Raw genomic sequence first — 21060 nt, 5'->3', positions numbered from 1 at the left:
TGCGGATGGGACAGTGTCCCCGGGCCTCACCATCCGCCCACAGGGAAGATCGTTCGGCTGAAGCCCTGTGGAGCCTTTCGCCGAGAGGCGACCGCCATGCGCACCCACCCTCGACGCCCCGACCGGAATCCCCCGTCCGGCCGGGGCTTTTTCCTGTCCGGGCGCGGGCCGGCCCCCGTCCGCTTGACTTCGAGAGCACTCCAATTCGTAGCGTTCCGGACATGAGCACTGCACAGCACAAGATCGGCTCCGGCTTCGGAGCGACCAGCACCGCGGACGAGGTCCTCGCGGGCATCGATCTCACCGGGAAGCTCGCGATCGTCACGGGCGGCTACTCCGGGATCGGCCTGGAGACCACCCGGGCCCTGACCCGCGCGGGCGCCCACGTCGTCGTCCCCGCCCGCCGCCGGTCCACCGCCGAGGAGGCGCTGGCCGGGATGGACGGCGTCGAGGTGGACGAACTCGACCTGGCGGACCAGGACAGCGTCCGCGGCTTCGCCGAACGGTTCCTGGCAGGCGGCCGGACGATCGACATCATGATCGACAGCGCCGGCATCATGGCCTGCCCGGAGACCCGGGTCGGACCCGGCTGGGAGGCCCAGTTCGCCACCAACCACCTCGGGCACTTCGCCCTGGTCAACCGGCTGTGGCCGGCGATCGAGCCGGGCGGCGCCCGCGTGGTGTCGGTGTCCTCGCGCGCCCACCACTACTCCGGCGTCCGCTGGGACGACGTCCAGTGGCGCCGGGGCTACGACAAGTGGCAGGCCTATGGGCAGGCGAAGACCGCGAACGCCCTGTTCGCCGTCCACCTCGACCTGCTCGGGGCCGACCGCGGGGTCCGGGCCTTCTCGCTCCACCCCGGCGGCATCCTCACGCCCCTCCAGCGGCATCTCCCCCGCGAGGAGATGATCGCCAACGGCTGGATCGACGAGGACGGCAACGAGATCCCCCAGCCCGGCTTCAAGACGCCCGAGCAGGGCGCCGCGACCCAGGTGTGGGCGGCGACCTCGCCCCGGCTGGCGGGCCTGGGCGGCCTCTACCTGGAGGACTGCGAGGTCGCCGAGCCGGCCCCCGCCGACGGCGAGCGCGTCGGGGTGAAGGACTGGGCGACCGACCCCGAGCAGGCGGCCCGGCTGTGGGCCCTGTCGGCGGAGCTGACCGGCGTGGACGCCTTCGCCGGCTGACGGCGTGCGACCGGCCGGACGGGGTACTCGGGCGCTCCCGCCCCCACCGTCCGGGAGGAGCCGCAGGTGAGCAGCGGACCGGAACGCAGGATCGTGGTCACCGGAGCCACCGGCAACGTCGGCACGAGCGTGGTGCGGCTCCTCGCGGAGGACCCGGAGGTCGGGTCAATCGTGGGCCTCGCCCGCCGGAAACCCGACGTGGGGCCGGCGAAGACCGAGTGGACGGCGGCCGACCTGGCGTCGCGGAACACGGACCTCGCGCGGGTCTTCGCCGGTGCCGACGCCGTCGTCCATCTGGCCTGGGCCTTCCAGCCGACGCACGACCCGGCGACGACCTGGCGCACCAACGTGCTGGGCAGCCTGCGGGTGTACGAGGCGGTGGCGGAGGCCAAGGTGCCCGCGCTGATCCACGCCTCGTCGGTCGGCGCGTACTCGCCGGGCCCGAAGGACCATCCCGTCGACGAGTCGTGGCCGACGCACGGCTGGCCGGACGCCGCGTACTGCCGGGAGAAGGCGTACCTGGAGCGGAACCTCGACATCTTCGAGCGGGAGCACCCCGAGGTCCGGGTGGTGCGGATGCGGCCGGCGTTCCTGTTCAAGCGCGCGTCCGCGAGCGAGCAGCGGCGGATCTTCGGCGGCCGCTATCTGCCGGGCCCCCTGCTGCGGCCCGACGTGCTGCCGTTCCTGCCCGATGTCCCCGGGCTGCGGGTCCAGGCCCTGCACACCGACGACGCGGCGCACGCCTACCGGCTCGCCGTGAAGTCCGACGTGCGCGGCGCGTTCAACCTGGCGGCCGACCCGCCGGTCGACGCGGAGCTGCTGGCCGGGATGCTCGGTGCCCGTACGGTCCGCCTCCCCCGTACGGCGGCCCGCTCGGCGATCGCCGCCGCGTGGGGGCTGCGGCTGCTGCCGGCGTCCCCGCACCTGTTCGACGCGGTGCTGAGGGTGCCGCTGATGGACTGTTCCCGGGCCCGCTCGGAACTGGGCTGGGAGCCGTCCCGCACGGCGCCCGAGGTGCTCGAGGAGTTCCTGGGGGGCCTGCGGGAGGGAGCGGGCGCGGACACGGCCAACCTCCGGGGCCGGAAGGTCGGCTGAGACGGACGGCGCCGGGTGGATCAGTCCGCCGGCTCCTCCGGGGCCGGGTGCTCGGGGTGGACCGCGCCGGTCTGGGGCTCGCCCTGCCGGCCCGTGCCCGCCTCGTCCGTGTCCGGGACGTCGTCGGACTCGGACTCGGAGGCGTCGCGGGTGGGCCCGGCGGGCACCTCCCACGGGTCCTCTCCGTCGCGGGCCTGCTGGTCCGGCAGGTCCCTGGGGATCGGGTCCGGGCTCTCGCCGGGTGCCTCTCGGCGATGGTCGTCCATGGTGCGCCTCCCGCGTGTCGGACGCTGCGAGTACCGTCCCGCGGCCTCGGCAAACGTCAGCGCGGCACGGACCGGGCCGGGCTGCCGCCGGACTCCGGCACGGGGCCGGGGCGGCGCCCGCCGTGCGCGAAGAAGTCGGCGAGCGGCAGGATCGCGGCGCCGACGGTCACCGCGTCCGGGCCGAGCCGGCCCAGTTCGATGCCGACCTTCTCCGCCGGGTGCCGCAGCGAGTAGGAGGCGGCGTGACGGCGGACGGCGGGCAGGAAGCGGGTGCCGAGCTGGAGGCCGGCCCAGCCGCCGATCAGGATGCGTTCCGGCTGGAAGAGGTTGATCAGGTCGGACAGGCCCGCGCCGACGTACTCGGCGGTCTCGTCCAGCACGGCGAGCGCCACCGGGTCGGCCGGGCCGCCGTCGGCCGGGTAGGCGCCGGACAGCATCGCGGACAGCGCGGTCTCCTCGTCGGCTCCCGGCGGGGCGCTGCCGCCGGCCTCGATCCAGCGGGCGAGCAGCGACTCGGCGCCCGCGTACGCCTCCAGGCAGCCCAGGGCGCCGCAGCGGCAGCGCCGGCCGCGCACCCGAACCGTCAGATGGCCCCACTCGACGGCCCGCCCGTGCTCCACCTCCGGGGTGACCAGGCAGGCGCCGACGCCGGAGCCGAAGAGGACGACCAGCGCGTTCCCGGCGCCGCGGCCGGCGCCGAACCACATCTCGGCCTGGCCGAGCGTCCGGGCGCCGTTGTCGATGAAGTAGGGGACGCTGTCGGGGAGTTCCGAGCCGTCGCGCAGCAGCCGCTCCAGCGGGACGGCGTCCCAGCCGATGGTCTGGCCGTGCACCACGGCACCGAGGGCCGGGGTGCGTTCGACGATGCCGGGGACTCCTATGCCGACGCCGAGGAGCCGTCCGGGGCCGATCCCGGCGCCTTCGAGGACCTCGGTGACGCCGTCCCGCACATGGCGGACGATGCCGTCGACCTCGTAGCGCTGCTGCTCCAGCGGGCGTTCGGCGCGGGCGAGTTCGGTGAGGGTGAGGTCGAAGAGGCCGACCCGCACCCGGGTCTCGCCGACGTCGACGCCGATCATGTGGCCGCTGCCGGGGGCGACCCGCAGCAGGATGCGGGGCCGGCCGCCGTCGGAGTCGACGCTGCCGGCCTCCTCGACCAGGCCGTCGCCGATCAGCTCCGCGACGACGTTGCTGATCGAACCGGAGCTGAGGCCGGTCGCCGGGCCGAGTTCGAAGCGGCTGAGGGGGCCGTCGAAGTAGAGGCGCTGGAGTACGGCCGTACGGTTGCCCCGTCTGAGGTCCCGTACCGTTCGCCCGTTCCGCCCCGCCATGCGGCTCCCTTCCGACCTGCCGTTTCCCGCCCCGATGGATCCGCCTCCATTGTGAACCACGGCGTCAGGTGCTCGGCCGGGTCCCGGTCCGCGACCCGGGCGGCGGGGAAATTCGCTGGCCCCCGACCCCCGCCCTGCCTAACCTAGGTGAGAACCTAGAGCCCCTAGGTTTCACCGTTCCGTTCCCCCTTCCCTGGAGGCTCCCATGAGGTCGCTCACCGAGGCGGAGATCCGCGCTTCGTTCGTCAACTGCTCCAAGGGCGAGGCCAAGCGTCTGTCGGTCCCCCGCGACCTGGACGAACGTCCCTGGGACGATCTCGACTTCCTCGGCTGGCGCGAGCCCGGGGCCCCCGACCGCAGCTATCTCGTCGCCGAGCGCGCGGGGCGGCCGGTCGGCATCAGCCTGCGCTTCCCGTCGCAGCAGCGCGGGTTCACGCACCGCAGCCTGTGCTCCCTGTGCCTGACGACCCACCCGGGCGGGGGTGTCTCCCTGATGACGGCCCGCAAGGCGGGGCCCGCCGGGCGCGAGGGCAACTCGGTCGGCCTGTACATGTGCACCGACCTGGCCTGTTCGCTGTACCTGCGCGGCAAGAAGGTGCCCGCGTCGGGCGGGCGGTTCGAGGAGAGCCTGACCCTGGAGGAGCAGATCGCCCGCACCACCGCGAACCTGCACGCCTTCCTCGACAAGCTGGACGCCTGAACCCTCGCCCCGCTCCCCCGTGAGCCCGTTCGGCCGACCTGCGGGCCGGGTGTCGGCGGCCACCGGCCCCGCTCCTTGCTGTGGCCCGGCCCCTGCGACCACCCTGGGGTTCCGCGCGGAACATCATGATCCGTAAGCGGTGTGCGGGGCCGGTGAGAGGGGAACAGCCCAAGGATGCGTGAGGCACGTGAGGGGCGGTGGTCCCGCGAGCGGCTGGCCAAGGCCCTCCGGGACCCGGTGGTGGTGCAGACGCTGCGGTCGGCGGCCGCGGCGACGATCGCGTATGTCATCGCGCTGCGCCTGAGCCCCGAGGCGGCGCCGCTGACCGCTCCCCTGACGGCGCTGTTGGTCGTCCAGGTCACCTTCTACGCCACGCTCACCAACGGCATCCGCCGGGTGAACTCCGTGGTGGCCGGCGTGCTGGTGGCGATCGCCTTCAGCCTCCTGGTCGGCCTGACCTGGTGGAGTCTCGGGCTGCTGATCGTGGCCGCCCTGGGGGTCGGCCATCTGGTGCGGGTCCATGAGTACGTCCCCGAGGTCGCGATCAGCGCGATGCTGGTCCTCGGCGTCACCTCCGTCGGCGACGTGGCCTGGGCGCGGGTGCTGGAGACCCTGATCGGCGCCGTCGTCGGCCTCGGTTTCAACCTGCTGCTGGCGCCGCCCGTCTGGGTGGACGAGGCCGGTGAGTCCCTGGTGGACCTGTCCCGTCGGCTGCGCCAGCTGATGCTGCGCATCGGCGAGGAGGCGGCGGGCCGGCAGCCGTACGAGCAGGCGGCGGCCCGGCTGCACGAGGCGCGCCGCCTCGACCACGACATCATCGAGGTGGACGCGGCGCTCCGGCAGGCCGAGGACAGCCTGCGGCTGAACCCACGCGTCCGCGAGGGCCTGCTGCACCGGGTGGTGCTGCGCACGGGGCTCGACACCCTGGAGATCTGCACGGTGGTGCTGCGCGTCCTCGCCCGCACCCTCACCGACCTCGCCAAGGACCGCGAGCCGGACTCGCTGTTCGAGAAGGAGACGGGCGCGGTCCTCGACCAGTTGCTCTCCGAGATCGCCGACGCGGTGGTCAGCTTCGCGGTCCTGGTCACCACGCATGTCAGCAGCAACGCCGACGCGGCGGAGTCCCGGCTGTCGGCGGAGCTGCACACGGCGGCCGGCACCCGTGACCGGCTCGCCCCGCTGCTGCGCGAGGAGGCGACGCGCCGGCCCGAGCACTGGCAGCTGTACGGCGCCGTCCTCACCGAGGTGAACCGGATCATCGACGAGATGAACACCGAGCACCGCTCCCGCCGGCTGCTGGAGGAGCTGGACCGCGTGTCGCAGGAGCAGCGTGCCAGGATGCCGCGGCTGACCCGGATGCGGGAGCGCATGGGAGTGCAGGAGAAGCTGTGGAGCCGTACCGGGGTGAGCGGGCGCTCCCGGTAGGCGTGCGACGCGCGCGGCGGCCGGTGCCGTCCTTGCGCCGGGCGGCGGCCGCGCGCCAAGGTGGCCGGGCGGCCACGACGAGCGACGACCTGAGGTGGGACATGGGCACGGGTGGGCTGAGCAGGCGCCGGTTCGTCGGGGCGCTCGCGGGGACGGCCGCCGGCGCGGCCCTGCCGGCGGTGACGGGCTGCGACGGCACGCCCGCCCCCGCGAACCCATCGGCCGCGCGGGCGTCGGCCCCGGGGACCCGTCCGAGCCCGCAGGGCGAGAGCCGCGCGCCCTCGGGGCCGCGCCCGCTGTACCTCGGCACCTACACCTCCACCGACGGCGGGGGCCGGGGCATCGGCGTCGCCACGTACGACCCGGTCACGGGCCGGGTCACGGGCGGCGGGACGGTCGAGGGCGTGCCCGATCCGTCGTATCTGGCCGTCCATCCGGACGGGCGCACGCTGTACGCGGTCGGCGAGCGCGACGACGGCCAGGTGACCGCCGTGCGCCTGGCCGACCGGAAGGTGCTGGGGAGCCGCGGCACCGGCGGCTCGGCGCCCTGCCATCTGTCGGTGCATCCGGGCGGGCGGTGGCTGCTGAGCGCCAACTACGGTACGGGCAGTGTGGCCGTCCACCCGATCGAGGCGTCGGGGGCGCTCGGGGAGCGCAGCGATCTGGTCACGCACTCGTCCCCGCCGCCGGGTCCGGACCAGGACGGTCCGCACGCCCACCAGATCGTCACGAGCCCGGACGGCCGCCATGTGCTCGCCGTCGACCTGGGCACGGACACGGTGTACACCTACCGGCTCGACACGGACGCCGGGAAGCTCACGGAGGTCTCCCGGGCGCGGGCCGCGCCGGGTGCGGGGCCGCGCCATCTGACGTTCCATCCGGGCGGGCGGTACGCCTATCTGGCGAACGAGGTCGACGACACCGTCGCCGTCTGCGCGTACGACCCGGCGACGGGCCGGCTGACGATCGGTCCGGGGCAGGGCACGGGGTCGGGCTCGGGCATGAACTACCCGGCGCAGGTCGCGGTCGCGCCGGACGGGCGGCACGCGTGGCTGGCCAACCGGGGGCACGACAGCCTCGCGCGCTACGCCGTGGAGGAGGACGGCGCCCGGCTGCGGCTGCTCGGCACGGTGCCGGCCGGCGGGGACTTCCCGCGTCAGATCGCGCTGTCCCCGGACGGGTCCCTGCTCTTCGCCGCGAACCAGAAGTCGGGCACGGTCGCCGTCTTCCAGGTCGATGCGGCGGACGGCGGGCTGCGCCTCGCGGGTGAGCCGTTCGCGTCACCCGTCGCCGTCTGCGCGCTGCCGCTGTAGGGTCCGCGGGCAGCCGGCGGCGGCCTGGGCGAGCAGGGCGTGGACGCGTTCGGTGAGCTGGGCGAGGTCGTCGGCGGGCCGGTGGAAGGTCAGGCGTACGTCGCCGTGGGTGCGGAGGCGTTCGATCCGCAGGGTCAGGCCGTGCCGGTCGACCGCGAGGGGCCGCACGCGGACGGCGGCGTGCAGGCTGCCGGGGTCGACGAGCCGGGTGAGGCGCTCCACGGCGTCCGGGTGGCAGTCGGCGAGATGGGTGAGCAGCCGGGCCTCCGCCCCGGCCAGCGGGTCGGGCTCCGCCTCGGCGAACTCGGCGAGGTCGACGACCTCGGGTCCGGAGGCCCGGCGCAGCACCACCCGCGCGGGCCGGAAGGCGAGTTCGTCGCCCTCGGAGGTGAACCAGCCGGAGAGCCAGAGCCGGGCGCGGATCCGGGTCCGCACGGGCACGGGGGCGACGTCGGCGAACTCCAGGACGGCGGACGGCTCCCCGCGGGGCGCGCAGATCGCGGCCGTGCGCAGGGCGCTGTCCTCCGGCACGGCCAGCAGGAGCCGCCCGTCCCCGGCCACCCGGTGCGCGCCGACGAGCTCCTCCCGGCAGCCCTCCGCCGTCACCGCGCAGGACCACGCGGCGGCGAGCACCGAGCGGGCCCGTTGCGCCGCGGAAGGAGCGGCCGTCCAGGTCTGGCTGTCACCCATCCCCAACCTCCTCTTAGGTAAGCCTTGCCTAACCTATCGGAGATCGGGGCGCGCGTCGACCGGGCCCGCCCGTCCGGGCGGCCGCGACATCAGGAGGTGAGCACGCCCAGCAGCGCGCGGACACAGAGGTCCCGCACCTGGTCCCTGGTCAGGTCCTCGCGCCGCAGCCACTCCAGGCAGACGGCCGTCGTGAACGCCAGCCAGCCCCGCACGGCGAGGCGGACCTCGGGACGTTCCCGAGCGGCCGGGCCGAACTCGGGGTCGGCGGCCAGCGCCTCCAGGATCTGCTTCTCCTGCGCGGCCAGGGCACGCCGGTAGACCGAGCGCACCGCCTGGTCGCCCGCCGCGTCGGCCCGGTGGAACGCCCGGTAGCCGTGGGCGTGGGCCTCGACGTACCCGAGGAACGTGTCGAGACTGGCCGCCAGTTGCTCGCGCGCCGGGACGCCGGGCTCGGCCGCGGTCATCCGCAGCATGCGCTCGCTCTCCCGCTCCACGACGGCCGCGAAGAAGTCCCGCTTGGTCGGGAAGTAGTGGTAGAGCAGCCCGCGCGAGACGCCGGCGATCTCCGCCACCTGCTCGATCCACACCTCGTCGTACGGGTGCTCCGAGAACAACCGGGCGCCCACGGCGAGCAGTTGGGCCCGCCGCTCCTCAGTACCGAGCCGGCGGCGTACGCGCTCCCCCTGGTTCCCGGCCATGCGCGCACCTTACTTGACGGGGCTCCGACGGCGGGACCACACTGTGGCGCGTTATTGAACCCACGTACAACGAGCCCGAACTGCCGCCCCACCGAGGGAGATCGCGTCATGGCGGAGACGACGACCGGCACCGGTCTGCCGAAGGGGTTCCGCGGTGCCGGGCAGGGCTGGCCCGAGCTGGCGCGCATCCCCCACCCCCCGTACCGCGTCCCGCTGCTCGGCGATGTGGTGGGCGCCGGCCGGCACACCCCGCTCCAGGACTCCGTGCGGATCGCGCGGCGGCTCGGGCCGATCTTCCGGCGCCGGGTGCTGAACAGGGAGTTCGTGTTCGTCGCGGGCGCCGCGCTCGCCGCCGACATGGCGGACGAGTCCCGGTTCGCCAAGCACGTCGGCCTGGGCATCGCGAACCTGCGGCCCGTCGCCGGCGACGGGCTGTTCACGGCGTACAACCACGAGCCCAACTGGCAGCTCGCGCACGACGTCCTGGCCCCCGGCTTCAGCCGGGAGGCCATGGCGGGCTACCACCCGATGATGCTCGATGTGGCCGGCCGGCTCATGGACCACTGGGACCGGGCGCGCGAGGCCGGGCGGACGGTCGACGTGCCCGGCGACATGACCAGGCTGACCCTGGAGACCATCGCCCGCACCGGGTTCGGCCATGACTTCGGCTCCTTCGAGCGGTCCCGGCCGCATCCCTTCGTGACGGCGATGGTGGGCACGCTCACCCACGCCCAGCGTCTGAACTCCGTACCGGTGCCCTGGCTGCTGCGGCGGGCCGCGCGGCGCAACGACGCCGACATCGCGTTCCTCAACCACACCGTCGACGAACTGATCCGCGCGCGGCAGGCGGACGGGCCCGGGGACGGGGACCTGCTGGACCGCATGCTCGCGACCGCGCACCCGGAGACGGGTGAACGGCTCTCGGCGCTCAACGTCCGCCGCCAGGTGATCACCTTCCTCGTGGCCGGTCACGAGACCACGTCGGGCGCGCTGTCCTTCGCGCTGCACTACCTGTCCCTGTACCCCGGGATCGCGGCCCGCGCCCGCGCCGAGGTGGACCGCGTGTGGGGCGCCACGGAAGCACCCGGGTACGAGCAGGTGGCCCGCCTGCGTCACGTGCGCCGGGTCCTGGACGAGGCGCTGCGGCTGTGGCCGACGGCACCCGCCTTCGCCCGGGAGGCCCGCGAGGACACCGTGCTGGGCGGGGAGCACCCGATGCGGCGGGGCGGCTGGGCGCTGGTGCTCACGCCGACCGTGCACCGCGACCCGGAGGTCTGGGGTGCGGACGCGGAGCGCTTCGACCCGGACCGGTTCGACCCGAAGGCCGTGCGAACGCGGGCCGCGCACACCTTCAAGCCGTTCGGGACGGGCGCGCGGGCCTGCATCGGACGGCAGTTCGCGCTGCACGAGGCGACGCTCGTCCTCGGTCTGCTGCTGCGCCGGTACGACTTCCGCGCCGATCCCGCGTACCGGCTGCGGGTCACGGAACGGCTGACCCTGATGCCGGAGGGGCTGCGGCTGGGCCTGGAGCGGCGGACGCCCGCACCCGCGCCCGCGCCGGCCGAGGACCCCTCGTCCGTGGAGGACTCAGCCCCGCGCTGTCCAGTGCGCCGGGCGGGAGACTGAGCCGGGCAGCCGGGTTCCGGCGCTCCCCCGCGCCGCGTTCACCTGCGGCTGGGTCAGGAAGAAGGCGTCGGTCAGATCGGCGTCCGTGAGGTCGGTGTCGCGCAGGTCGGCGCCGATGAGGTCCGCTCCGCGCAGATCGGCGCCGGTCAGGTCGGCCGCGATGAGGTAGGCGCCGCGCAGATCCGCCCCGCGCAGGTCGGCGCCCCGGAGGCGGGCGCCCATCAGGTCGGCGCCCCTGCGGCTCTTCCCCCGGCCCCGCACCCCGGCTCGGGACAGCTCGCTCGTCCTGAGCAGCAGCACGTTCACCCGCTGCCGGTGGGCGGCGACGTCGAGCGCGGCCAGTTCCTCCGGGGTGCCGAGGGTGAGGGCCTCGGTCGCGTCCAGGAGGGCGCGCAGGTCGGCGTGGAGCGGGCGGGCGGCGGGCAGGGACAGGGCCTCGGTGAGGTACCGGAGCAGTTCGTGCAGCTGACGGACGACGGGGAACACGTCGGACATCCGCCGGGCGCGGTCGGCCGGCCCGGTGCGCCAGTCCTCCCCGCCGAACGTGACCCGTGAGACCTTCTGCCCGGCGCCGAAGCAGTCGTAGACCGTGCATCCGGTGAAACCGGTGTCCCGCAGCCGGGCGTGGATGCCGCAGCGGTGGTCGGCGAGGAGATTGCGGCAGGGCGTCCCGGCGGCCTTGTCCACCGCGAAGTCCGCGGAGGCGGAGAAGGGCAGCGCGACACAGCACAGCCCGAAACAGTTCGCGCAGTCGCCACGCAGCTCGGCGAGGGCACCGGGGTGATCGTGCATGCCTGTCATCCTAGGCGCCGCGAACCGGCGTTCATGCGGCGGCGGACGGCTTCAGCCGCGCGGGAAGAGTTCGAAGGCCACCGCCGGGCGGCCGCCGAACCGTTCGCCCGTGGCGGTGGCGTTCCCGGTGAGGAAGCGGCGGGCGTACGTCTCCGGGTCCTCGTCCGTCAGGACCTCGATGTATGTGCGGTGTTCGAGCAGGGAGCGCACCGCGCGGTCGAGGCCGGCGGAGGCGTCCACGGCGTGCGTCGGGGAACTGGAGCCCGCGACGGCGACCCAGCGGACGCCGTCCCAGGGGGCGAGCCCCTGCTCGGTGAGCTCGGGGAAGATCCAGCGGTTCCCGGCGTCGCCCGCCGCGTCCAGCGTGGCCCGGCCGACCGCCACATGGTCCGGGGTGTTCCAGGCGACGCCGCCCCAGGTGTCCCGGTGGTTGAGGGTGATCAGCAGCTCGGGCCGGTGGCGGCGGATCGCGGCGGCGATGTCGCGGCGCAGCGCGGTGCCGTACTCGATGACGCCGTCCGCGTGGTCCAGGAACTCGACCTCGGTGACGCCGACGACCGCCGCGCTGGCCCGCTGCTCGCGCTCGCGCAGCGGGCCGCACTTCTCCGGCTCCAGGGTGTCGATGCCGGCCTCGCCGCGGGTCGCGAGGACGTAGGCGACCTCACGGCCCGCGTCGGTCCAGGCGGCGATGGCGGCGGAGCAGCCGTACTCCAGGTCGTCCGGGTGGGCGACGACGGCGAGGGCCCGCCGCCAGTCCTCGGGCATCGGCTGCAGCTGAGGGGGCGTCGGCTCGGTCATGCCCGCACCCTAACCGGTGGGCGGCGCGGAGGGCCCCGTCACGTCACACCTCGTCACGGGTGAGGGCGAGAAGCCGGTCCAGCACCCGGGGGCCGCCGGCGCGGACGCCGTCGTGCTCGAACTCGTCGGTGACCCAGGTGCGCAGTCCCCGGATCGCGCGGGCGGTGGTCAGGGAGTGCGCGGTGTCGACGTACATGTCGTCGTGGTAGACGACCGCCGCGACCGGCACCTCGTTGGCGGCGAGGCGCGCCGGGTCGTACAGGGGGGTCCAGTCGGCGCGGGCGGCGAGGATCTCGGCGGTCTCGCGCAGTGGGCGCAGCGCCGGGTCGCAGTCGAACATCCAGGGGTGGATCGTTTCGCCGGTGAAGAGCAGCGGACCGTCGCCGGCGAGCGTCTTCGCCGCGTCGAACTGCGGGAACTCGGCGCGCACCCGCTCGGCGGCCCAGGCGGTGGGCCGGGCGTCCTGGCCGTAGATCGCCTCGTGGACGAGCGCGTACAGCGGATGCCCGGCGTACGACAGCAGGCCCTGGACCTCCTCCTGGAACGCGTCGGAGAGGGCGGTCCCGTTCGGGGTGCGGACGAAGGCGTCCTCCAGGAGGTAGTGCAGCCGGTGGCTGCCCTCGCCGCCGCCGAGGAGGATGCCGAGCGACTGGAAGGCCTCGGCGGTCAGGCGGTAGCCGTTCGGCAGGACGACGTCGTGGGCGAGGAGGTGGTCGGCGATCCGGCGGGCCCGCTCGACGTCCTGCGGGTAGCGGGCGTAGTGCGCGGCGACCTTGCGCTCGACGCGCGGGTAGGCGGCCCGGTAGACGTCGTCGGCGTGCGCGTCCAGGGAGGGCAGTCCGCCGGTGACCACGGCGGCGGTCAGGGCCTCGGGGGCGGTGGAGAGGTAGGTGACCGTGCAGAAGCCGCCGAAGCTCTGGCCGAGGACGGTCCAGGGGGCGCCGCCGGTGACCTCGCGGCGGATCAGCTCGCAGTCGCGGACGATCGAGTCGGCGCGGAAGTGCGTGAGGTAGTCGGCCTGTTGGGCGGGGCCGCCGCGCAGCGGGAGCGTCTGGCGGTTGGCGGGCGTGGAGTGCCCGGTTCCGCGCTGGTCGAGCAGCAGGACCCGGAACTCCTTGAGCGCGCGGCCGAGCCAGGCGCCGCCCTTCCCGACGAAACGGTTCGCCCCGAAGCCCGGGCCGCCCTGGAGGTAGACCAGCCACGGCAGGTCCTGGTGCGCCTTGTCCCCGGCGACGACCTCCCTTGCGAAGAGCTCGATCGTCTCGCCCGCAGGGCGGGCGTGGTCGAGCGGCACGGTGAAGCGGCGGTCGGTGAGGACGACGCCGGGCTGGCGGTAGCTGACGGACAACGGTGCTCCCGGGACGGAGGTTTTTTCGGGCCGCGTCCCAGTTCAGCACATGTTCCTCCACCAGGAGACCCCTGGGATCATGAAATCGTACTGAACGGCGGATCAGCGGGCGGCGAGCGAGGACCGCCGCACGACCAGTTCCGGCTGCAGGACGACCCGGCGGTGCTCGTGCGTCCGGGCGCCGGTCAGCGCCTCGGTCTCCTCCAGCAGCATCTCCGCGGCGAGCGTCCCCATGGTGACGGCGGGCTGCCGTACGGAGGTCAGCGGGACGGCCGCCGCGGCGGCGAACTCGATGTCGTCGTAGCCGACGATGGCCAGGTCGTCGGGGACGCCGACGCCCGCCGCGTACATGGCCTGGAGGACGCCGAGGGCGAGCAGGTCGTTGGCGCAGAACACGGCGGTCGGCCGGTCCGCGAGGCCGAGGAGGCGCGCCCCGGCGTCGCGGCCGGCGGCCACGTCGAGCCGTTCGGTGGGCAGTTCCCGCAGATGCTCGGGGCCGAGACCGGCCTCCTCCAGGGCGTTCAGGGCGCCGGTGCGGCGGTCGCGGACCTGGTGGAGGCCGGGCGGGCCGCTGACGTAGGCGAGGGAGCGGTGCCCGGCGTCCACGAGATGCCGTACGGCGAGCGCGCCGCCCGCGACGTCGTCCACGGAGACCGAGCACTCCGTGGTGCCCTCGGCGACCCGGTCGACCAGGACGAACGGGATGTTGTGCCGCCGGAACGCCTCGATGTTGCGGCCGGTGGCGTCGGCCGGGGTGAGCAGCACGCCGCGTACCCGCTGCTCGGCGAAGAGCGACAGGTAGTCGGCCTCCTCGCTCGCGCTCTGCGCGCTGTTGCAGACCATCACGCCGAGCCCGGCGTCGCGGGCCGTCCGTTCGGCGCCACGGGCCAAGTCGACGAAGAAGGGGTTGCCCATGTCGAGGACGAGCAGGCCCATGATCCGGCTGCGGCCCGCGCGCAGTTGCCGCGCGGACTCGCTGCGGACGTACCCGAGGCGGTCGATGGCGGACTGCACCCGCGCCCGGGTCTCGGTCGCGACCGTCTCCGGGCGGTTGATCACGTTGGAGACCGTGCCGACGGAGACTCCGGCGGCGCGGGCGACGTCCTTGATACCCACCGACTGGGCCATCGGGCAGGGACCTCCAGAGAAGACGGAACACGACAGGGGCGGCGGGAAGGGCTTCACATTACCGTCATGCCGCCCATGCCGACGGCGGTCGGCGGCGGTCGGCGGCGGCCGCGGACCGGTCCGGCTCAGGCCAGATGGAAGACCTCGGTGAGCGGTCTCATGGCCTCGTCGGGCCGGGCGCCGTCCAGCGACTCGAAGAACGGCGCCATCTCCGCCTGCCAGCGGGCGTTGACGTCGGTGGCCTCCATCCCGGCCACGGCCGCCGCGAAGTCCTCGGTCTCCAGGTAGCCGACGAGCAGACCGTCGTCCCGCAGGAAGAGCGAGTAGTTGTGCCAGCCGGTGGCCGACAGCGCGGCGCGCATCTCCGGCCACACCGCTGCGTGCCGCTCGCGGTACGCGTCGAGACGGTCCGCCCGGACCTTGAGCAGGAAGCACACGCGCTGCATCGACGCCTCCCCGTCCCTCAGAAGTCGAACCGGTCGATGTTCTTCGCGTCGAAGACCGTCGGCTTGCCGAGGCTGATCACGCCGTCCTCGCCGATCGTGTACTCGCCCATGCCGCCGGCCGTGAACGTCTCGCCCTCCTTGCCGGTGATCTGCCCGGAGGCCAGGGCGACGGCGGTCCGCGCGGCCAGTTCGCCGAGCTTCGCCGGGTCCCAGAGCTCGAACGCCTCGACGGTGCCGTTCTTGACGTACTTGCGCATGTCGTTGGGGGTGCCGAGGCCCGTCAGTTTCACCTTGCCCTTGTACTTGGAGCCCGACAGGTACTGGGCCGCGGCCTTGATGCCGACGGTGGTCGGGGAGATGATCCCCTTCAGGTCCGGGTGCTCCTGCAGCAGTCCCTGGGTCTGCTGGAAGGACTTCTGGGCGTCGTCGTCGCCGTAGGCGACCTTGACCAGCTTGACGTCCTTGTACTTGGGGTCCTTCAGCTCCTCCTTCATGAAGTCGATCCAGACGTTCTGGTTGGTCGCGGTCTGCGCGGCGGACAGGATCGCGATCTCGCCCTTGTAGCCGATCTGTTCGGCGAGCAGCTGCACCTCGGTGCGGCCCAGGTCCTCGGCGGACGCCTGCGAGACGAAGGCGTTGCGGCAGTCGGGCTTGGTGTCGGAGTCGTAGGTGACGACCTTGACGCCGTTCCTCATGGCCTGCTTCAGCGCGGTGCACAGCGCGCCGGGGTCCTGCGCGGAGACGGCCATCGCGTCGACCTGCTGCTGGGTGAGGGTGTTGACGTAACTCACCTGCCCGGCCGTGTCGGTCGCGCTGCTCGGCCCGACCTCCTTGTAGGCGGAGCCCAGTTCCTTCAGGGCCGCCTCGCCGCCCTTGTCGGCGGAGGTGAAGTACGGGTTGTTGACCTGCTTGGGCAGGAAGCCGACGGTCAGGCCCTTCTTCAGTTCGGCGTTCGGCTCGGCCTTGCCGGCGGTGGCGGCGGAGCCGCCCTCGTTCTTGACGTCCTCCTTGGTGGTGCCACCGCAGGCGGTGGCCGCGAGGGCGAGGGAGGTGACGGCGGCGAGGGCCGCGCAGGCACGGCTCAGGGACGACTTGCGCATGGCGGTGGGTCCTTTACGGGGAGGGAGGGGTTGGACGTTACGAGGTCGGAGTCGAGGCGGCTCTGCGGCCCGCCCTCGCCACGGAGATCCGGCGCGCGACCCGGGGGCCGAGCACGGACAGCACGAGCAGGACGCCGGTGACGACGATCTGCGACTGGGCGGAGACGTCCTGGAGGCTCATCACGTTCTGCAGGGCACCGAGGAGGAACACCCCGGCGATCGCGCCGCCCAGCGTTCCCTTGCCCCCGTCGAAGTCGATCCCGCCCAGCAGCACCGCGGCGACGACGGACAGTTCGAGCCCGGTGGCGTTGTCGTAGCGGGCGGACGCGTAGTGCAGCGCCCAGAAGATCCCGGTGAGCGAGGCCATCAGGCCCGTCGCCGTGAACAGGACCAGCTTCTGCCGTTTCACCCGGATCCCGGCGAACCGGGCGGCCTCCTCGTTCGCGCCGATCGCGAACAGCGACCGCCCGAACGGGGTGGCGTGCAGGGCGACGACGGCGATCGCGAGCAGCACGAGGAAGGGCGGGAACGCGTACGGGACGAAGGTGTCGCCGATGCGTCCGGCCGCGAAGTCCAGGTACGGCGCCGGGAAGTCGGTCACCGCGTCCGATCCGAGCACGATCTGCGCGACGCCGCGGTACGCGGCGAGGGTGCCGATGGTGACGGCGAGGGACGGCAGGCCCAGCCGGGTCACGAGCAGGCCGTTGACCAGGCCGCACACCACGCCGAGGAGCAGGCACAGCGGGATGATCGTCTCGATGGCCATGCCCTGGTTCCACAGGGCGCCCATCACGGCCCCGGACAGGCCGGCGGTCGAGGCGACCGACAGGTCGATCTCCCCGGAGACGACGAGCAGGGTCATCGGCAGGGCGATCAGGGCGATGGGGAGCGTGTTGCCGATGAGGAACGACAGGTTGAGCGCGTTGCCGAAGCCGTCGACGGTGCCGAAGGACAGCAGGAGCACGACGACGAGGAGGGCGCCGACGACGATGTCCCAGCGAACGGCGCGCGCGAGCGGGGAGTCAGCCATGGCGGGCGTTCCTCTTCTTCAGGGCGGTGGCCACGCGCAGCGCGACGATCCGGTCGACGGCGATGGCGAGGAGGAGCAGGACGCCGTTGACGGCGAGCACCCAGACGGAACTGACGCCTAGGGCGGGCAGCACACTGTTGATCGTGGTGAGCAGCAGTGCGCCGAGGGCGGCGCCGTGGACGCTGCCGGAGCCGCCGGTGAAGACGACGCCGCCTACCACGACGGCGCTGACGACGGTGAGTTCGTAGCCGCTGCCGGTGCCGGAGTCGACGTTGCCGAAGCGGGCGAGGTACAGGGCGCCCGCGAGTCCGGCGAGCGCGCCGCAGAAGGTGTAGGCGGCGAGGATCCGCCGGCGCACCGGGATGCCGGCGAGGCGTGCGGCCTCCGGGTTGGAGCCGAGGGCGTACAGCTCGCGTCCGCTGCCGTAGTGCTTGAGGTAGTAGGCGGTGGCGGCCAGGACGGCGAGGGCGATCAGCGCGAGCCAGGGCACCGCCCCCATCCCGCCGGAGCCGAAGTCGACGAAGCCGTCGGGGAGGGCGGAGGCGACGATCTGCCGGGAGCCGACCCAGATGGAGTCGACGCCCCGGATGATGTAGAGGGTGCCGAGGGTGACGACGAGCGCGGGGACCTGGCCGAGGCTGACGAGCAGGCCGTTCAGCAGGCCGAGGCCGACGCCCATGAGGACGGCGAGCAGCACGGCGGCGACGGGGTTCCCGCCGTTCTGGAGGTGGAGGCCGGCGGCGAAGGCGCAGATGCCGAGGGTGGAGCCGACGGACAGGTCGACGTTCCGGGTGATCACCACCAGGGACTGGCCGGTGGCGACGAGGACCAGGATCGTCGCGTTCAGCAGCAGGTCCTTGACGCCCTGCTCGGTGAGGAACTCGCTGTTGCCCAGCTGGGTGACGGCGATCATCACCAGGAGGACGGCCAGGATGGCGAGTTCGCGCATCTTGAAGACCCGGTCGACCAGGCGGGTGCCGCTGGAGGTGGGCACGTCGGTCGTGGGGGCCTTGCCGGGGGTGGTCACCGTCATGCGGCGGCCCTCCCGGTGGCCGCGGCCATCACGGTCTCCTCGGTGGCTTCGGAGCGCGGGAGTTCGGCGGTGAGCCGTCCCTCGTGCATGACGAGCACGCGGTCGGCCATGCCGAGGATCTCGGGCAGGTCGGAGGAGATCATCAGGATGGCGACGCCGTCGGCGGCGAGTTCGCCGAGCAGCCGGTGCACCTCGGCCTTGGTGCCGACGTCGATGCCCCGGGTGGGTTCGTCGACGATCAGCACCTGGGGGCCCGTGGCGAGCCACTTGGCGAGGACGACCTTCTGCTGGTTGCCGCCGGACAGGGTGGAGACGGCGTCGGCGATCCGGGCGTACTTGACCTGGAGCCTGACGGCCCAGTCGAGGGAGCGGCTGCGTTCGGCGCCGCGGTCCATCAGGCCGGCCCGCACGGTCGAACGCAGCCCGGTGAGGCCGATGTTGCGCTCGATGGACAGGTCCATCACCAGGCCCTGGGCGCGCCGGTCCTCGGGGACGAGGGCGAGCCCGTGGGACATGGCGGTGGAGGGCGCGCCGCTGGTGAGCGGGTGGCCGGCGACGTGGACCTCGCCGGCGTCCCAGCGGTCGACGCCGAAGACGGCCCGGGCGACCTCGGTGCGTCCGGCGCCGACGAGTCCCGCGAGGCCGACGATCTCCCCGCGCCGCACGTCGAAGGAGACGTCGGTGAAGACGCCCTCGCGGGTCAGCCGCCGTACGCTCAGGGCGACTTCGCCCGGTGTGACGTCCTGCTTGGGGTACAGCTCGTCGAGGTCCCGGCCGACCATGCGGCGGACCAGGTCGTCCTCGGTCATGCCGTCCACCGGCTCGCTCGCGACGAAGGCACCGTCGCGCAGGGTGGTGACCCGGTGGCAGATCCGGAAGATCTCCTCCAGCCGGTGGGAGATGAACAGGACGGCGGCGCCCTGGTCGCGCAGGGTGCGCACGACGCCGAAGAGGCGGGCGACCTCGCTGCCGGTGAGGGCGGCCGTCGGCTCGTCCATGATCAGGACGCGGGCGTCGAAGGACAGCGCCTTGGCGATCTCGACGATCTGCTGGTCGGCGATGGACAGGCCGCGCGCGGGGCGGTCGGGGTCGAGCGCGACACCGAGCCGTGCCATCAGGGCCAGGGTGGCCTCGTGGGTGGCCCGGTGGTCGATGCGGCCGAGGGAGCGCCGCGGCCGGCGGCCCATGAAGATGTTCTCGGCGATCGACAGGTCGGGGAAGAGGGTCGGCTCCTGGTAGATCACGGCGATGCCGGCGTCGCGGGCGTCGCCGGGTCCGTGGAAGACGACGGGCGAGCCGTCGAGCAGCACCTGGCCGGTGTCGGGCCGGTGCACACCGGCGAGCGTCTTGATCAGGGTCGACTTGCCGGCGCCGTTCTCGCCCGCGAGGGCGTGCACCTCCCCGGGGAACAGCTCCAGGGAGACGTCCCGCAGCGCGCGGACCGCGCCGAAGGACTTGGAGACGTCCCTGAGCGCCAGAACCGGGGCCGGACCCGTGGTGGACGGGTGGGTCATTGGGGGCTCCTCGACGACACCGGCGGGACGGCCCTGACGGCGTCGTGAAAGGTTTCAACTCGGTTGCCGGGACGTTAGGCGCGGCCGCCATGTCACGTCAATGGGTGCGGGACGAAATGTTGCGGCCCGAGTTGATCGCAGCCACGTCAAGGGAGATGGGCGACGACACGGGGGTTGACAGCCCTTCAGGACACTCATACGTTCCGGTCCTGAATCGTTTCATGATGAAGGTTCAGTCCGCTCCCCCACCGATCCAGGTCCCGACGTCACAGGAGCCCTCAGTGACCGAGCTCGCCGCGGTGAAGGCCGCACTCAAGTCCCAGGCCGTCGAGACGCCGTCATGGGCGTACGGGAACTCGGGCACGCGTTTCAAGGTCTTCGCCCAGCAGGGGGTGCCCCGGTCGCCGTGGGAGAAGCTGGACGACGCCGCCCAGGTGCACGCGTTCACCGGGGTCGCGCCCACCGTCGCCCTGCACATCCCGTGGGACCGGGTCGACGACTACGCCTCGCTGGCCCGGCACGCCGGGGAGCGCGGGCTGCGGCTGGGCACGATCAACTCCAACACCTTCCAGGACGACGCCTACCGGCTGGGCAGCGTCTGCCACCCCGACGCGGGCGTGCGCCGCAAGGCCGTGGACCATCTGCTGGAGTGCATCGACATCATGGACGCCACCGGGTCCCGGGATCTGAAGCTGTGGTTCGCCGACGGCACCAACTACCCCGGCCAGGACGACATCCGCGCCCGTCAGGACCGGCTGGCCGAGGCGCTGGCCGAGGTGTACGGGCGGCTCGGCGACGGGCAGCGGATGCTGCTGGAGTACAAGTTCTTCGAGCCGGCCTTCTACACGACCGACGTCCCGGACTGGGGCACCGCGTACGCGCACTGCCTGAAACTCGGCCCGAAGGCGCGGGTCGTGGTGGACACCGGGCACCACGCGCCGGGCACCAACATCGAGTTCATCGTCGCGACGCTGCTGCGCGAGGGCCGGCTCGGCGGGTTCGACTTCAACTCCCGTTTCTACGCCGACGACGACCTGATGGTGGGAGCCGCCGACCCCTTCCAGCTGTTCCGGATCATGTACGAGGTGGTGCGCGGCGACGGGTTCGGCTCCGGCGTCGCCTTCATGCTCGACCAGTGCCACAACATCGAGGCGAAGGTCCCGGCGATCATCCGGTCGGTGATGAACGTGCAGGAGGCCACCGCGAAGGCGCTGCTCGTGGACCGCTCCGCCCTGGCCGACGCGCAGGCCTCCGGGGACGTGCTCGGGGCGAACGCCGTGCTGATGGACGCGTACAGCACCGATGTGCGGCCGTTGCTGCGCGAGGTGCGCGAGGAGATGGGGCTGGACCCCGATCCCCTTGCCGCGTACGCCCGTTCGGGGTGGGCGGAGAGGATCGTGGCCGAGCGGGTCGGGGGCGAGCAGGCGGGGTGGGGGGCGTAGGCGTCCGCGGGTTCTCGTTCGTCGCGGACCGCGGGTTCGTGGGGGCTGATCGCGCAGTTCCCCGCGCCCCTCGAAGCGTTCCGCTCACCCTCTACCTCAAG

The 21060-nt window shown here is 73.3% G+C and carries 20 protein-coding genes; 7 read left to right on the top strand and 13 right to left on the bottom strand.

The window, feature by feature from the left end:
* Window positions 1–221 precede the first annotated feature (221 nt).
* Window positions 222–1184: an SDR family NAD(P)-dependent oxidoreductase gene (locus F8R89_RS32590; protein WP_151787349.1), complete on the top strand. Its 963-nt coding sequence runs from the start codon at window positions 222–224 to the stop codon at window positions 1182–1184.
* 66 nt (window positions 1185–1250) lie between these two features.
* Window positions 1251–2279, top strand: a complete 1029-nt coding sequence (locus F8R89_RS32585) for an SDR family oxidoreductase (RefSeq protein WP_151787348.1) — start codon at window positions 1251–1253, stop codon at window positions 2277–2279.
* Between the two features lie 20 nt (window positions 2280–2299).
* Here F8R89_RS32585 and F8R89_RS32580 read toward each other — a convergent pair whose 3' ends face one another.
* Both F8R89_RS32580 and F8R89_RS32575 read right to left on the bottom strand, forming a co-directional pair.
* The gene (locus tag F8R89_RS32580) at window positions 2300–2545 is read right to left on the bottom strand and encodes a hypothetical protein (protein ID WP_151787347.1); all 246 of its coding nucleotides are present in this window, start codon (window positions 2543–2545) and stop codon (window positions 2300–2302) included.
* Window positions 2546–2601: 56 nt separating this feature from the next.
* Window positions 2602–3876 carry an ROK family transcriptional regulator gene (locus F8R89_RS32575; protein ID WP_151787346.1) on the bottom strand — a complete coding sequence of 425 codons (1275 nt, stop codon included), beginning with the start codon at window positions 3874–3876 and terminating at the stop codon, window positions 2602–2604.
* Between the two features lie 205 nt (window positions 3877–4081).
* Here F8R89_RS32575 and F8R89_RS32570 point away from each other — a divergent pair, with 205 nt between their 5' ends.
* The 3 genes from F8R89_RS32570 to F8R89_RS32560 all read left to right on the top strand — a co-directional run bounded on the left by F8R89_RS32570 (window position 4082) and on the right by F8R89_RS32560 (window position 7314).
* Complete coding sequence (locus F8R89_RS32570; protein WP_151787345.1) at window positions 4082–4576, top strand: FBP domain-containing protein; 495 nt, start codon at window positions 4082–4084, stop codon at window positions 4574–4576.
* A gap of 174 nt (window positions 4577–4750) precedes the next feature.
* On the top strand, window positions 4751–6001 hold the full coding sequence (locus tag F8R89_RS32565) for an FUSC family protein (protein WP_192806293.1): 1251 nt from the start codon (window positions 4751–4753) through the stop codon (window positions 5999–6001).
* Window positions 6002–6102: 101 nt separating this feature from the next.
* On the top strand, window positions 6103–7314 hold the full coding sequence (locus tag F8R89_RS32560) for a lactonase family protein (protein ID WP_151787344.1): 1212 nt from the start codon (window positions 6103–6105) through the stop codon (window positions 7312–7314).
* Here F8R89_RS32560 and F8R89_RS32555 read toward each other — a convergent pair.
* On the bottom strand, window positions 7282–8004 hold the full coding sequence (locus F8R89_RS32555; protein ID WP_151787343.1) for a DUF2470 domain-containing protein: 723 nt from the start codon (window positions 8002–8004) through the stop codon (window positions 7282–7284). The genes F8R89_RS32560 and F8R89_RS32555 overlap by 33 nt on opposite strands.
* A gap of 89 nt (window positions 8005–8093) precedes the next feature.
* Window positions 8094–8702: a TetR/AcrR family transcriptional regulator gene (locus tag F8R89_RS32550; protein WP_151787342.1), complete on the bottom strand. Its 609-nt coding sequence runs from the start codon at window positions 8700–8702 to the stop codon at window positions 8094–8096.
* A gap of 108 nt (window positions 8703–8810) precedes the next feature.
* Between F8R89_RS32550 and F8R89_RS32545 the strand changes: the two genes are divergently transcribed.
* Window positions 8811–10328 carry a cytochrome P450 gene (locus F8R89_RS32545; protein WP_151787341.1) on the top strand — a complete coding sequence of 506 codons (1518 nt, stop codon included), beginning with the start codon at window positions 8811–8813 and terminating at the stop codon, window positions 10326–10328.
* Here the strand turns inward: F8R89_RS32545 and F8R89_RS32540 are convergent.
* From F8R89_RS32540 to F8R89_RS32500, 9 genes are all read right to left on the bottom strand, one after another.
* The gene (locus F8R89_RS32540; RefSeq protein WP_192806292.1) at window positions 10290–11120 is read right to left on the bottom strand and encodes a pentapeptide repeat-containing protein; all 831 of its coding nucleotides are present in this window, start codon (window positions 11118–11120) and stop codon (window positions 10290–10292) included. The two genes, F8R89_RS32545 and F8R89_RS32540, sit on opposite strands and share 39 nt — an antisense overlap.
* Before the next feature lie 51 nt (window positions 11121–11171).
* The gene (locus F8R89_RS32535) at window positions 11172–11918 is read right to left on the bottom strand and encodes a PIG-L deacetylase family protein (RefSeq protein WP_151787339.1); all 747 of its coding nucleotides are present in this window, start codon (window positions 11916–11918) and stop codon (window positions 11172–11174) included.
* A gap of 43 nt (window positions 11919–11961) precedes the next feature.
* A complete protein-coding gene (locus F8R89_RS32530) occupies window positions 11962–13266 on the bottom strand; it encodes an alpha/beta fold hydrolase (RefSeq protein ID WP_151787338.1) in 1305 nt (434 codons plus the stop codon).
* Window positions 13267–13368: 102 nt separating this feature from the next.
* Entirely contained in the window at window positions 13369–14394 is a 1026-nt protein-coding gene (locus F8R89_RS32525) for a LacI family DNA-binding transcriptional regulator (protein ID WP_151787337.1), read from the bottom strand.
* A gap of 125 nt (window positions 14395–14519) precedes the next feature.
* Window positions 14520–14840 carry an L-rhamnose mutarotase gene (locus tag F8R89_RS32520; RefSeq protein WP_151787336.1) on the bottom strand — a complete coding sequence of 107 codons (321 nt, stop codon included), beginning with the start codon at window positions 14838–14840 and terminating at the stop codon, window positions 14520–14522.
* 17 nt (window positions 14841–14857) lie between these two features.
* Window positions 14858–15940 (bottom strand): rhamnose ABC transporter substrate-binding protein, encoded by a 1083-nt coding sequence (gene rhaS / locus F8R89_RS32515; RefSeq protein ID WP_151787335.1) that lies wholly within the window; start codon window positions 15938–15940, stop codon window positions 14858–14860.
* A 37-nt stretch (window positions 15941–15977) separates the two neighbouring features.
* Window positions 15978–16970, bottom strand: coding sequence for an ABC transporter permease (locus F8R89_RS32510; RefSeq protein ID WP_151787334.1), 993 nt, complete (start codon window positions 16968–16970; stop codon window positions 15978–15980).
* Window positions 16963–18003 (bottom strand): ABC transporter permease, encoded by a 1041-nt coding sequence (locus F8R89_RS32505; RefSeq protein ID WP_151787333.1) that lies wholly within the window; start codon window positions 18001–18003, stop codon window positions 16963–16965. Before F8R89_RS32505 ends, F8R89_RS32510 begins: the two co-directional genes overlap by 8 nt.
* A complete protein-coding gene (locus F8R89_RS32500) occupies window positions 18000–19517 on the bottom strand; it encodes a sugar ABC transporter ATP-binding protein (RefSeq protein WP_151787332.1) in 1518 nt (505 codons plus the stop codon). The genes F8R89_RS32505 and F8R89_RS32500 overlap by 4 nt, the downstream gene beginning before the upstream one ends.
* A gap of 281 nt (window positions 19518–19798) precedes the next feature.
* Between F8R89_RS32500 and rhaI the strand changes: the two genes are divergently transcribed.
* Window positions 19799–20959: an L-rhamnose isomerase gene (rhaI, locus tag F8R89_RS32495; protein ID WP_151787331.1), complete on the top strand. Its 1161-nt coding sequence runs from the start codon at window positions 19799–19801 to the stop codon at window positions 20957–20959.
* The last annotated feature ends 101 nt before the right edge of the window (window positions 20960–21060 follow it).

It is taken from the genome of Streptomyces sp. SS1-1 (assembly GCF_008973465.1).
Taxonomy (GTDB): Bacteria; Actinomycetota; Actinomycetes; order Streptomycetales; family Streptomycetaceae; genus Streptomyces.
The sequence above is the reverse complement of the archived record's forward strand: the minus strand, read 5'-3'. Positions and strand labels throughout refer to the sequence as shown.